General features: G+C 33.2%; 9 protein-coding genes. 4 read left to right on the top strand and 5 right to left on the bottom strand.

Features of this window, described 5'->3' with window-relative positions:
- The 4 genes from KJ849_02840 to KJ849_02825 form a co-directional block, all read left to right on the top strand.
- Window positions 1-475: GDP-mannose 4,6-dehydratase (locus KJ849_02840; GenBank protein MBU2599498.1), on the top strand; the 475-nt coding region annotated here is incomplete at its 5' end.
- Window positions 476-508: 33 nt separating this feature from the next.
- Window positions 509-1,444 carry a GDP-L-fucose synthase gene (locus KJ849_02835; protein ID MBU2599497.1) on the top strand — a complete coding sequence of 312 codons (936 nt, stop codon included), beginning with the start codon at window positions 509-511 and terminating at the stop codon, window positions 1,442-1,444.
- Window positions 1,445-1,657: 213 nt separating this feature from the next.
- Window positions 1,658-3,175: a B12-binding domain-containing radical SAM protein gene (locus KJ849_02830; protein ID MBU2599496.1), complete on the top strand. Its 1,518-nt coding sequence runs from the start codon at window positions 1,658-1,660 to the stop codon at window positions 3,173-3,175.
- Window positions 3,162-4,727, top strand: coding sequence for an NAD(P)H-hydrate dehydratase (locus KJ849_02825; GenBank protein ID MBU2599495.1), 1,566 nt, complete (start codon window positions 3,162-3,164; stop codon window positions 4,725-4,727). The genes KJ849_02830 and KJ849_02825 overlap by 14 nt, the downstream gene beginning before the upstream one ends.
- 29 nt (window positions 4,728-4,756) lie before the next feature.
- On the opposite strand, the gene KJ849_02820 is transcribed toward KJ849_02825, so the two are convergent.
- The 5 genes from KJ849_02820 to KJ849_02800 form a co-directional block, all read right to left on the bottom strand.
- Window positions 4,757-5,410, bottom strand: a complete 654-nt coding sequence (locus tag KJ849_02820; GenBank protein ID MBU2599494.1) for a class I SAM-dependent methyltransferase — start codon at window positions 5,408-5,410, stop codon at window positions 4,757-4,759.
- Between the two features lie 81 nt (window positions 5,411-5,491).
- A complete protein-coding gene (gene folK, locus KJ849_02815; protein MBU2599493.1) occupies window positions 5,492-6,013 on the bottom strand; it encodes a 2-amino-4-hydroxy-6-hydroxymethyldihydropteridine diphosphokinase in 522 nt (173 codons plus the stop codon).
- Window positions 6,013-7,653 (bottom strand): TonB-dependent receptor, encoded by a 1,641-nt coding sequence (locus KJ849_02810; GenBank protein MBU2599492.1) that lies wholly within the window; start codon window positions 7,651-7,653, stop codon window positions 6,013-6,015. The genes folK and KJ849_02810 overlap by 1 nt, the downstream gene beginning before the upstream one ends.
- A gap of 35 nt (window positions 7,654-7,688) precedes the next feature.
- The gene (locus tag KJ849_02805) at window positions 7,689-10,718 is read right to left on the bottom strand and encodes a tetratricopeptide repeat protein (GenBank protein ID MBU2599491.1); all 3,030 of its coding nucleotides are present in this window, start codon (window positions 10,716-10,718) and stop codon (window positions 7,689-7,691) included.
- The gene (locus KJ849_02800; GenBank protein MBU2599490.1) at window positions 10,715-13,162 is read right to left on the bottom strand and encodes an ATP-dependent Clp protease ATP-binding subunit; all 2,448 of its coding nucleotides are present in this window, start codon (window positions 13,160-13,162) and stop codon (window positions 10,715-10,717) included. The genes KJ849_02805 and KJ849_02800 overlap by 4 nt, the downstream gene beginning before the upstream one ends.
- Between the last annotated feature and the right edge of the window lie 32 nt (window positions 13,163-13,194).

Raw genomic sequence — 13,194 nt, 5'->3', positions numbered from 1 at the left:
GTCGCCGAGAAGGGGTGAAACCTTTGTTACCCGCAAGATAACCAGGGGTATTGCTAAGATTTTATCCGGAAAACAAGAAAAGATATACTTAGGTAACTTAGAAGCAAAACGAGATTGGGGGTATGCTCCAGAGTATGTGGAGGCAATGTGGTTGATGCTTCAGCAAGACAAACCAGATGATTATGTAATTGGAACAGGGCAGACTCATTCAATAAAGGAATTTTTACAAGAGGCTTTCTCTTATGTGGGGTTAAATTGGAAAGATTACATAGAAATTGATATGAGATACTTTAGACCTACAGAGGTTGAATTTTTGCATGCAGATATTACAAAAGCTAAAGAAAAGTTGAAATGGCAACCTAAGATAGGATTTAAAGATTTGGTAAAGATTATGGTGGATAGTGATATGAGACTGGAAGGTCTTATTCCAATTGGAGAAGGGGAAAGGATATTAAAAGAAAAAGGTATTTCCTGAACAGAAAATCAATTAATAAAATGGAGATAAAAAATGGGTTTTTGGAATGAGAAAAGAGTTTTGGTTACTGGTGGCGCAAGCTTCTTAGGGTCTTATGTGGTAGAAAAATTGAAGGAAAGAGGATGCAAGGATATTTTTGCCCCAAGAAGCAAGGAGTATAATTTAGTAGAAATGGAGATGGTGAAGAAGATATACGAAGACGCTAACCCAAACATTGTCATTCATTTAGCCGCTAAGGTAGGAGGGATTGGAGCCAATAGGGAGAATCCAGGTAGTTTTTTCTATGAGAATTTAATGATGGGCACTCAACTGATGGAACAAGCAAGATTGTTTGGGGTGAAGAAATTTGTCGCTTTAGCCACTATTTGTTCCTATCCCAAGTTTACACCAGTACCATTCAAAGAAGAAGATATCTGGAATGGTTATCCTGAGGAAACCAATGCTCCTTATGGATTGGCTAAAAAGATGCTTCTTGTTCAGTCGCAGGCATATCGGCAACAATATAATTTTAATTCTATCTGTCTTTTCCCGGTAAATTTATATGGACCAAAAGACAATTTTGATCCTAACTCCTCTCATGTTATTCCTGCTTTAATTAAAAAGTGTATTGATGCCATCAATGAGGAAAGAGATGAAATTGTTATCTGGGGAACTGGCAAGGCTACACGAGAGTTTCTTTATGCAGAGGATGCGGCTGAAGGGATACTCTTAGCGGCTGAAAAATATAATAAAAGTGACCCCATGAACATTGGAGCTGGATTTGAAATATCTATTAAAGATTTGGTAGATTTAATAACAAAACTAACTGGATTTAAGGGGAGCGTAACATGGGATGCTTCAAAGCCAGATGGTCAACCAAGGAGATGTTTGGATACCTCAAAGGCAGAACAAGAATTTGGGTTTAAGGCAAAGACTAATTTTGAGGAGGGATTGAAAAAAACGATTGCATGGTATGTAAAGAATAGGTAGAGGCAAAGGTCAGACTGTGTAAAAACTCAGTTTCACGACAATTGCCCTACAACATAAAGCAGTAAGTTTACACGAAACTACAATGTGAGCATTGATGTCCACATTGAGAGTATCTACGCAATCTTGGGTTATATTTTTCCCTAATACTCGATGTTCAAGTTTTTCGACCTGTGCAGAAATCGGACACACACAAGGGAATCTGAAAATTTCAATATGGCTAATAAAGAGATAACTTTATTTTACCCCTTAATTAATGAAACTCCTTCTTATCCTCCCTTGGGACTTTTGGCTATTTCTGCTCCTCTCTTGGAAAATGGCTATCAAGTTAACATCATTAACGCCAACATTGAAGATAATTTTGAAGAAAGACTCCTGGCTCTATCTAAAAAATCTCTTTGTTTAGGAATAAGCTTAATTTTAGGAAATCAAGTTAAGAGTGGCTACCGGGTTACTTGCCTTATAAAAAAACATCTTCCTAACTTACCTATAGTTTGGGGAGGATGGTTTCCTACCTTGATGTATGAACAAATACTCCAAGACAAGAAGATTGACTTTATTATTAGAGGTCAAGGAGAACTGGCCTTCTTGGAATTAGTGAAGTCTTTGGAAAATAAGGAGGACTTTAAAAAGATACCATCCTTAGTCTATAGAAAAGGTCAGGAGATCAAAGTTAATGAAATACAATTTATCAAAGATATAAAACCTATCAATCGAAAAGCATACGACTTAATACCAGTAGAAAGACATATTCAAAAAAGTTTTGATGGTCAGTCTCGAATTTTAGGTTATGTTTCAAGTATTGGTTGTTACGGAAGATGTGCTTTTTGTTGCGTTCCTCTTACCTTTGGAAGGAATAGATATTATGCTTTAAAGGTAGAACAAGTAGTTGATGACTTGAAATATTTAGTCTCTCGATTTAAAGTAAATCGGATAAATATTTTGGATTTTAACTTCTTCATTCATCGAAGAAGAGCTAAAGAGATACTTAAAAGCATCTGCGAGGAAGGCTTAAATATCACTTGGGAGGCTAATATTAGAGTTGATCAAGTTTTGCATTTAGATGAAGAGCTTCTTCTTTATATGAAGAAGAGTGGGCTTGGTCTCTTATACCTTGGAGCTGAAAGTGGTTCTAATAAGATCCTTGATCTTATTCAGAAAGATATAACTTTCTCTGATATTGAAAGATGTAATACGATCTTAAAAAAATATGATATTCGACCTTCTTATTCTTTTATCGTGGGAATGATGAAAGAAGATGGCTTTAAAGACCTGGAGAAGACATTTGACTTAGTCTTAAGACTAAAGAATATTCATCCTAACTGTCTCATCTCTATTCATCATTACTCTCCCTGGCCTGGAACTTATGGTTTTGAAATGGCTAAAGAGCATGGATTTAAACCTCCTTTAAATCTTTTAGAATGGACTAAGTTTAAGACAGAAGAGGTAGTGGTGCCCTGGACTAACCTTAGGTACGAAATGAAGGTAGTGAGGTTTTTTCAATACTATCTGGAGATCTTATATCCTCCCTTCTCTACTCTTAAGCTGGTAAAAAAATTTAAATTAGAATTTGTTTATAATTTTCTGAAATTAACTACTTCGTTAAGGATAAAGTATAAATTCTACCACCTTGATCTTATTTGGGGTTTAATCTTAATTTACAAGCTGTTAAAGAAATGCTATAAAAAGATTAAGTATTACTTTTTATTTAAGGGTTACCATGAAAGTTGCTAATGTTAATCAAATGTATGAAATAGATAAGATGGCTACTGAAAAATACTTTATGCCAAGTATTATTTTAATGGAAAATGCAGGTATCAAGAGCATAGAAAGTCTCCACCAGCTCTTCCCTGATTTAAAGTTTAAAAAAGTAGCTGTTTTTGTTGGTCCGGGGAATAATGGCGGAGATGGCTTGGTAATAGCTAGACATCTTTTTAATCAAGATATCTCTGTAGAGGTATTTTTAATGATGGACGAAGAGAAAGCCAAAGGTATAGCTGAAACTAATTTAAAGATAGTTAAATCACTTAAGATTCCTATAAGGAAGGCTAATTCCATAGAAAATTTCCAGAAAGAAAAAGATGAATTGTTTTCCTTCGATCTGATTATTGATGCTATTTTAGGCATAGGAGGTAAAGAAAGACTATCGGATCACTTTGTTGAGATTATAAATTGTCTTAACTCTTTAAAAAAACCTATTATCTCTTTAGATATTCCTTCAGGAATTAATGGGGATAGTGGTAAATTATTAGGTACTTCTATTAAAGCTACCTATACCTTTACTTTTGGTCTTCCTAAAATAGGAATGTTTCTTTCACCTGGAATAAATTATCTTGGCAAGTTATTGATATTAGATCTTGGTTTTCCTAAAGACCTTCTTAATGATCCTAATTTATGTCTAAATTATCTAGAAAAAGAAGATATTTCTTTACTTCTTCCTAAAAGATTAAAAGATGACCACAAAGGTAGGTGCGGAAAAATATTCTTATTGGCTGGAAGTCGAGGAATGACTGGAGCTGCTACTTTATCCAGCCAAGCAGCTTTACTAACAGGAAGTGGAATTGTGATCTTAGGTATTCCTGAAAGTTTAAATTCTATCCTGGAAGTTAAGCTAACCGAAGTAATGACTCATCCAATACCAGAGACTCCTTTGGGTAGCTTTAGCTATAAAGGTTATTCTACGATAATGAACTTAATTTCTAAATTCCAATCTATCGCTTTGGGGCCTGGTATCGGCAGAGAAAAAGAAACCATAAAACTTATTCATAACTTAGTTGAAAGTATTAATATTCCTATGGTTATTGATGCTGATGCTATATTTGCTTTAGCTGAAAAGCCAGAAATATTAAAGAAAGCCAAAGCACCGGTAATAATTACTCCTCATTCTGGAGAATTAGCTCATTTTTTAAAGACTAAGATTGAGGATATCTTAATAAATCGGATCTTTTATGCTCAAAAAGTAGCTCTGGAATATAATCTTGTTCTAGTTTTAAAAGGAGCAAATACAATTATTGCCTCTCCTACCGGAGAGGTTTTCATAAATTCTACGGGTAATTCTGGTATGGCTTCACCAGGAATGGGAGATGTTTTAACGGGTATCATCGGCGGGTTCTTGGCTCAAGGCTTGAATCCTTTAGAAGCAAGTAAATTAGGGGTATATCTCCATGGTTTATCAGGAGATATAGCTCTTAAAGAAAGAGGTGAACTTTCTTTGATAGCCAGTGATGTTTTGAACGATATTCCCCAAGCTATAAAACATTTAAGTAATGTTCCTGGTCTTAACTGACAACTGGCGCCAAAACATTTACGATTTAATTAAACTGCCAGTTTTTCTAAAAGAACAATATGGGAAGCATGAAGATACTTTAAGACTGGAAATACTTTTAAAACTCTAAATCCACAAGATTCAACCTCATCTTTAAATTCTTTCCATAATAGCATGCTTATTTTCTTTCTTGATCGGTTAAAAAAAGATTCAATTCTTCTAAAGGTTAGATGAATATTGCTTCTCTTGTAAAAAGAAAGAATTAAATATCTTCTGGTGACTCTATTTATTTCTTTAAAGATTTCTATCCGTTCCGCCTTTTCCAGAACATGTTGAATTAACCTTATGGTAAGGACACAGTCATAACTACTATCTTTTAAAGGTAGTTTTTTTATGTTGGCTACTAAAAAATCTTGATTTGAAGCAGAAGAAAGAGATTTCTTACATTCCAAAACCATAGGAAGCGAGATATCGAGGCTCGTAAATTTCCATTCTTTTTCTAAAAGTGGAGAAAACCGTCCATATCCACAAGGAACATCAAGCAAGGAGTAATCTCTTCTCTCTTTATTTAAATAGCTAAATATCCTTTTTATAATCGCTAACTCTTTAGAGTTTATTATTCTTTGATCCATTCCTCTATAACGATTATTCTTATAATGCTTTACTGATCTTAGCTCTTTCTCTAAGGAATTAACATCGGACATCAAAACACCTCATCTTTCTTTTAGCTGTTGTTATAAAATCATTGGTGGTAATAATTATTGACAAGTCATTTTCTCACAAAATTAAGTCTTATTTATTATCCAATGGCTTTCTTTCTTTGTCCATTTTCCATAAAGGGTAATGCCATCTTCTTTTAATTCATTAAGCAATTCTCTTACGCTTTTATTAAGGAAAGGGTGAATATATAAAGGCTCTAATTCACTTAAAGGTTTTAAAACAAAAGCTCTTTCCTCCATGTGCCGATGAGGAATGGTTAATTGATCATCTTCTAAGACTAAATGATCATAAAAGATTATATCTAGATCTATCGTTCGCGGACCCCAAAATATTTCATACTCTCTTTCTTGTTTTTTCTCAATCTTCTTTAACTTCAGAAGAAGATTGAGAGGGGTTAAGTAAGTATTTATTTCAGCCACAAAGTTTAAAAAGTCCTCTTGCCTTTGGTGTCCTACCGGTGAGGTAAGATAAATATTAGATAACCTTTTTATTTTTATCTCTTGAGAAGACTCAAGGTTAAAAAGGCAAAGAGTAATATTTCTTTCTTTATCGAGGTTAGAACCTATTGAAATATAGACCGTGGGCATTATATCTTAATAGTAAAACCCGCAAAGATAGTGGCTAAATTACCGAAGTATCCTTCTCTTATTTGATACTTTTTATTAAGAATATTATCTCCAGAAATAAAGACATCTAAGCGATCGTCAATATTTTTACCAAGTTTAAAACTTAACAAGGAAAAACTCTTTAGTTTAATCGGTTGTTGATGGTTGCTATAAAGATTTCCTTTATAAGTGGCGGTAAACTCAAGATCTATTCCTTTAAAGTTTGGCATTTTTAGACAAACTTTTGCTTCTTCTTTGGGAAGGAAAGGAAGATATTCTCCTGGGATTTCATTCTTAAGGGAAAAGTGATAAGTAAGATTGCCTTGAAGAGATATACTTGGAGATAGTTCTTTTTTAACCTTAAGTCTTAAACCAGAAAGCTTAACTTTTTTTATATTAATTGGTTCGTATAATTGATCATGATCTTGGTCACCCCAAGAGATAAAATCAGTAGTTCTTTCTAAGAATAAAGAACTACTGATCAAGAAATCAGTACTTTTTTGATAGTTGAGACCTCCTTCTATTTCTCCTGTCTTTTGAGGAGAGTAGCAAGGGATAGTCGTCTCTATATATTTTTCTACTCCATAAATATCTCTAAAGGTTGGTAGATTAATCTTTCTATCCAAGGTAGCAAATAATTTTAAATCTTTCCGATAAGGATAAAAAGTATTTATCTTAAACCCCAAACTTGAAGAACCATCATAGTGATAATAATCAGTGCTAACCCTTATGGCATAATCTTTTACTTCAATATTATTACTTTCTGCGGAAAGCAGGTAGTTCCATCTTTTATCTTTTTCTAGAGCTTCTCTTTGGATCTTTAAGGAAAGATTTAAGGGATAAGGCTTAGGTAAATATTTTTTAAGATAGGTATAAAGATAAAGACTAAGATCGGTAAAGTTAGCTTCTATCTTTTTTTGGTGAATTAATTTACTCTTTGTAGTAGTAAAGATAAAGCTTAAATTAGAATTTGAGATCTTAAAAGGTTTATTTTTTAGAACTATTTTTAAATCTTTAAAGATCTCTTCATCTTGACTAAAAGGAAGATCTTCTTCTTTTTGGTTATACTTTGCTTCCGTGAAAAAAAAGACTTCTTCCTTAAGATTAGTAGTCTTAAAAGGTACTTCCAAAAGTAAGGGCAGATCTAAATTAAGGGATATCTTGTCCTGACTATGCTTATTAAATCGCTTTTCATTAATAATAAAACCATCAGATTTGCCTCTCTCTATAATAAATAAGGTATTAGCTTTTTTAATCTTTTGGCCATAGAGATATTGATATTCTAAGGAATTAGCATTACCTCCGTTAAAGGCAAAGGAAGAAATAATCCCTTCTTTTTTTAAAGAAGTAGTCTTTTCTCTTAAAATAACTTTTTCTTCGAGAAAAGGTATTTCTATTTCTAAGCTAGGTTCTTTAATGGGTTCTTTAGTCAGACTAATATCTTCTTTAATCTTTATCTTTATCTTTTCAGGCTTTATTTCTTTTTCTAAGAGTGATTTATCTTGGCCAATAATAGTTACTCCTGGAAGTTTTATATCAGGTTCTTCTTCTCCAAAGGTAATATTTGAAGAAAATAACATTAAGATGGCTAAAGATAAAAAGAGATAATTTTTTTTTAACATAGCTTCCTTTTCTTGATAATAGAACTTAGGTTGGTTTATGGTAATTTTGTAGCTTTTTTCTCTAAAATATCTAAACATGCTTTTGACTTTTCTGCTTCTTGACTATCTTTGTAAGTGGCAATAATAGATTGGTATAATTTTTTTGCTTGAGGAAGATTGTTCATTTTTTCATAAGTTAAAGCAGCTTGAAACTGGCCTTTAGCTGCCCAATTAGTAATTTCTGGGTAAAAATAAGCTACTTTTAAGTATTCAACTAAAGCTTTATTGATATTCTTTGATAAAAAAGCACATTTGCCTATATAAAATTGAGCTTCAGCCGCAATCTCTTTTGTTAAGTCATAATTAGCAATCTTTAGATATTCTTCTTCCGCTCTTAGATAATCCTTTTCGGCTATAAAGTGATTTCCTCTTTCTAAATAAGCCTTGCAGGCTGATGAAGTTTGCGGATAGTCAGAGATTAATCTTTGATAAGTCTTTAAAGCCTCTGTAGTCTGGTTAATGTTTTGTAAGGACTTTCCCTTAAGGTACAAAGCTTCTGCGATAAGATCATCTTTTTGGCTAAAATTTTGGGTAAGCTTATCGAATTCTAAGATGGCTTTTTGATACTCTTTTAGCTGATAGTAAGAAACTCCTATGTTATAACAAATATCAGCCGCATAATCTGTCTGGGGGTACAAATTTAAAAGCTCTTTCATGGTAGTAATAGCTGAAGAATATTCACTCTTCTTTAAATAACATCGAGATATCCAATAAAGTGCCTCTAATTCATACAGACTTTTAGGAAATTTTTTAACTACTTCTTCAAACTCTATTGAAGCTTTTTTAATCTCATTTTGGTCATAAAGAGACTTAGCGATCACAAACTGTAGCTTAGCTTGAAAATCCTTCTGGGGAAATTTTTGCTGTAATTCTTTATAAAGATCCACGGTCTTATTTAAATTCCCTTCCAGATAATAACAAAGTCCCACTTGATAGTAAGCATCTTTAATTATCTCTTCTTGGGAAGGATATTTTTCTATTACTTTTTTATAAGCCAGAGCAGCTTCTCGATAGCTTTTTTGATTAAATAAGCAATTTCCTATATTTAAGTAAGCTTTAGCTATTAAATTACTTTTTGGATATTCTTTGATAAGTTTTTCATAAGTTTCTATAGAAGCGTCATATTTTTTCTGAGAAAAATAAATCCAAGCTATCCAATACCAAGAAGAAGCTTGGTACTCTTCTTCCTTTGGGAAATTATTAATTACTTCTTTAAAGTTTTTAAGAGCATTGGGGTAATCTTCTAATTTATAGTAACACCAAGCTATCTGATATTGAGAAGCGATACTTAATTTTTCTTTGGGATCTTTTTTTAAGATTTCTTGATAGGAAAAGATAGCTTTTTTATATTCCTTATTATTGTAGTAAGAATTTCCTAAAGCATATAAGGTTTCATAAATTAAAGAAGATTCTGGAAAGTTTTTAAGGAGATCTTGGTAAGCATTAGCGGATTCTGCCCATCTTTTTTCTTGATAAAAAGAAGTAGCTAAACCATAATAAGCAGAAGGAGCTAAACTTGACTTAGGAAAATTTTCTATTAACTTTTGATAAAATTTTTGTGAGTTAGCAGCGTCTTTTTGTTCTAAATAAATTTCGCCTAATTGGAAGTAAGAATTAGCTGCCAAGTCAGATGAGGGAAAAGATTGAATAACTTCTTTGAAATTTTCTATAGAAGAAGGATAATTTTTTAGATAATAACAAGATAAGCCATTATAAAATAAAGCGCCAGGAAATAAATGATGTTCTTTAAATTTAGAGATAATTTCTTGATAAGAAGTAATTGCTTTTAAATAATCTTTTTGCTGATAATAAATATTTCCTTTTTTATATAAACAGATAGGGACTAAACTATCTTGTGGAAATTTGCTTATCACCTCTTGATAAGCTTCTAAAGCTTGGTTATTTTGACTTAAAGCTTGAAAGCATTCTCCTGTTTGAAAGTAAACCTTAGGTGTATTTTGATGGCTGGGAAAAGAAGCATTAAATTCTTGAAAAGCCTCAATGGCTTTTTCGTATTCTTTCTGGTTAAAATAACACCAGCCTAAATTGTACTTAGCCCACAAAAGGAACTCATCTTTTGGAAAATGTTTTATAAGGTATTTATAGTTGGTAGCAGCTTGGGGGTAATCTTTTTTTTCGTAGTATATTTCTCCTATCCAGTAAAAAGCTTTAGACAAGATCTCATCTTCTGGGCAGTTTTCTACTATTTCTTTAAAGTTAGCTAAAGATTGATCAAGCTTGGAAGCCTTAAAAAAAGCTTTTCCTAAAAGAAGAAAAGCTTTATAAAAAAAGGGGTGATTTTTGAAGTCTTGAGTGAATTTATTTAGTTCTGAAATAGTACTTTCATAGTCGTTTTGTAAATACCAACATTCTCCTATATAGTATAAAACTTCGCCTTTGATTTGAGGGTCTTTTGACTCAGCATATACTTTTATCAAAGGTAAGATGGCTTGAGGATATTCTTGTTGACGAAAATAGCAAACCCCTAAGGAATAATAAGCCTGAAGAGCATATCCTGACTGAGGGTATTTTTTAGTAATTTCTTCGTAAAGAAGTTCTGCTTTTTCCAAATCTCCTTGCTTGAAATATGACTGCGCCTTTTTATAAATGGCTTTTATAGCTATTTCACTGGTTGGGTAGGCGTCTATAATCTCTTGGTATTTAGCTAAAGCTTCCTGATGTTTACCATCAAAAAGAAGGCAATCCCCCATTCGTAGTAAGCTCTTAGCTTTCAAGTCTTCTTCAAAAGAGACATAAAAACATTTTTTGTATTCTTCTAAAGCCTCGGGATACTTATTTTGAGCAAAGTAAGTTTCACCTAAAACGAATAAAGCAGAGGGAATTAATTCATGGTCAGGGTTAGAGAGGATAAATTCATTAAATTCTCGAGCCGCTAATTCATAATGTCCATCTCGATAAAGCTTCACGGCTAAATTATAGTTATCTCCTAACACAAGAAAACTATAACCTAAAATAGGAAAGAAATAAAAGATACTTAAAACTAAAATAGTAATTTTTTTTATCATCTTGAGGGACTTAAAGAAGCTTTCTTGTTAAAAGTAAGTTTTCCATCTTCTATAGTTATAACGATAGTTTCATTATCTTTAAGATTACCTCTGATTAGATCTTCGGATAAAGGATCTTCAATTTCTTTTTGGATAACTCTTCTTAAATGACGAGCTCCATAAGCAACATCATATCCTTTTTCAGCTAAATGCTTAGCTGCTTCCTTGCTTAATTCTATTTGGATATTCTGAGATTCCAATCTTTCATTTAGTTCTTCAATCTTTATAGCCACAATTTTTTCAATCTCTTTTTTACTTAAAGGATGAAAGACAATAATTTCATCAATCCGATTTATAAATTCAGGAGTAAATATCTTCTTGGTTTCTGAAGTAACTTTTTCTTTCATTTTTTCGTAGGATCGTTCTTCATCGGGAGTACGAAAGCCCAAGCCAGAATTAGATAAAATATCCCTAGCTCCTATATTAGAAGTGATAATAATCACGGTATTCCTAAAATCCACAGTATGTCCTAAGTTATCGGTAAGCTGCCCATCTTCTAATACTTGGAGAAGGATATTATATATATCAGGATGAGCTTTTTCTATCTCATCTAAGAGAATTACCGAATAAGGCCTTCTTCTAACTTTTTCGGTAAGTTCACCTCCTTCTTCATAGCCTACATATCCAGGAGGAGCACCCGTAAGCCTTGAAACCGCAAATTTTTCCATAAATTCAGACATATCTATTTGAATAAGAGCTTCTTCATCGTCAAAGAGGAATTCAGCTAAGGCTTTAGCTAATTCTGTCTTTCCCACACCGGTAGGTCCTAAAAAGATAAATGAACCGGCGGGACGACAAGGATCTTTTAAGGCTGTTCTAGATCTACGAATAGCCTTACTAATGATGGTTACCGCTTCATCTTGTCCTATAACTCTCTTATGAAGATCTTCTTCCATCCGGAGTAATTTTTCAGATTCACTTTCTACTAATTTACATATGGGAACACCTGTCCATGATGAGAGAACATTAGCAATATCTTCTGCTTTTACAGAGCGATCAGAAATGCCGTGTTTATTTTTCCACTCCTTTCTTATTCGTTCTAATTTTTTTCTTAACTGACGTTCTTTATCTCTAAAAGAGGCAGCTTTTTCAAATTCTTGTTCACTAATAGAAGCTTCTTTTTCTTTAGAGACTTGTTCAATTTCTTTTTCAAGATCTTTTAGATCGGCCGGAGTGGTAGTAAGTTGAAGCTTAGCTCGCGAGCTAGCCTCATCGATTAAATCTATAGCTTTATCAGGTAAGAAACGGTCAGAAATATACCGATACGAAAACTTGGCGGCAGTTTCAATGGCTTCATCGGTAATCTCGATGCGATGGTGAGCTTCGTAACGATCTCTTAATCCTTTTAAGATCTCAATAGTTTCTTCAATAGTTGGTTCATCCACATAAATAGGTTGAAATCGTCGCTCTAAGGCCACATCTCTTTCTACATATTTACGATATTCATCTAAAGTAGTAGCTCCAATACATTGAAGCTCTCCTCTGGCTAAGGCAGGTTTTAAGATACTGGCAGCGTCAATTGCTCCTTCAGCGGCACCTGCTCCTACCAGGGTATGCATTTCATCAATAAATAAAATGATCTCTTTAGATTGTTTTACTTCGTTAATTACTCTTTTTAATCTTTCTTCAAATTCACCTCTAAACTTTGTTCCCGCTACTATGGAGGCTAAATCTAAAGAAACAACTCGTTGATTAGCTAAAGATTCTGGAACTTGACCTTGAACAATTTTTTGAGCTAGTCCTTCTACGATTGCCGTCTTTCCTACTCCAGGGTCCCCAATAAACACAGGATTATTCTTAGTTCGACGACCTAAGATTTGGATAACTCTTTGAATCTCTTCCTCTCTGCCTATTACCGGGTCTAATTTGTTATTCCTAGCTAACTCCGTTAAATCTCGGGAGAAAGCATCTAAAACAGGAGTGGTGGTCTTTTTCTTCTTAGGAGCAGAGGTAACAGGAAAGGCAGTTCCTCCTAATATTTTTAAAATTTCTTCCCGGATGGTGTTTAAATCTGCACTAAATTTATTTAATAAAATTCGAGCGGCTACGCTCTCTTCTTCTTTTACTAATCCTAATAAGATATGTTCTGTTCCTACATAATTATGGTTAAGGAGATGAGCTTCTTCTATGGCTAACTCCAGGACCTTCTTAGCATGAGGAGTAAATGGAACATCTCCTAAAGTTAAAGCACCCCCTCCTGGAGAAACTAATTTTTCTACCTCCATCTTAATGCTATCTAAATTAATATCTAAGTTGTTAAATACTTCTGCCGCTACTCCTTCTCCTTCATCGATGATACCTAAAAGTAAATGTTCAGAACCTATGTAGTTATGCTTATATTTTTTAGCTTCTTCTTGAGCAAGGGAAATAACTCTTTTTGCCCTTTCCGTAAAACGTTCAAACATATATATTACCTCCAAATTTAAGATATTGTTTT

It is taken from the genome of bacterium (genome assembly GCA_018830565.1).
Classification (GTDB): domain Bacteria; phylum UBA9089; class JAHJRX01; order JAHJRX01; family JAHJRX01; genus JAHJRX01.
The sequence above is the reverse complement of the archived record's forward strand: the minus strand, read 5'-3'. Positions and strand labels throughout refer to the sequence as shown.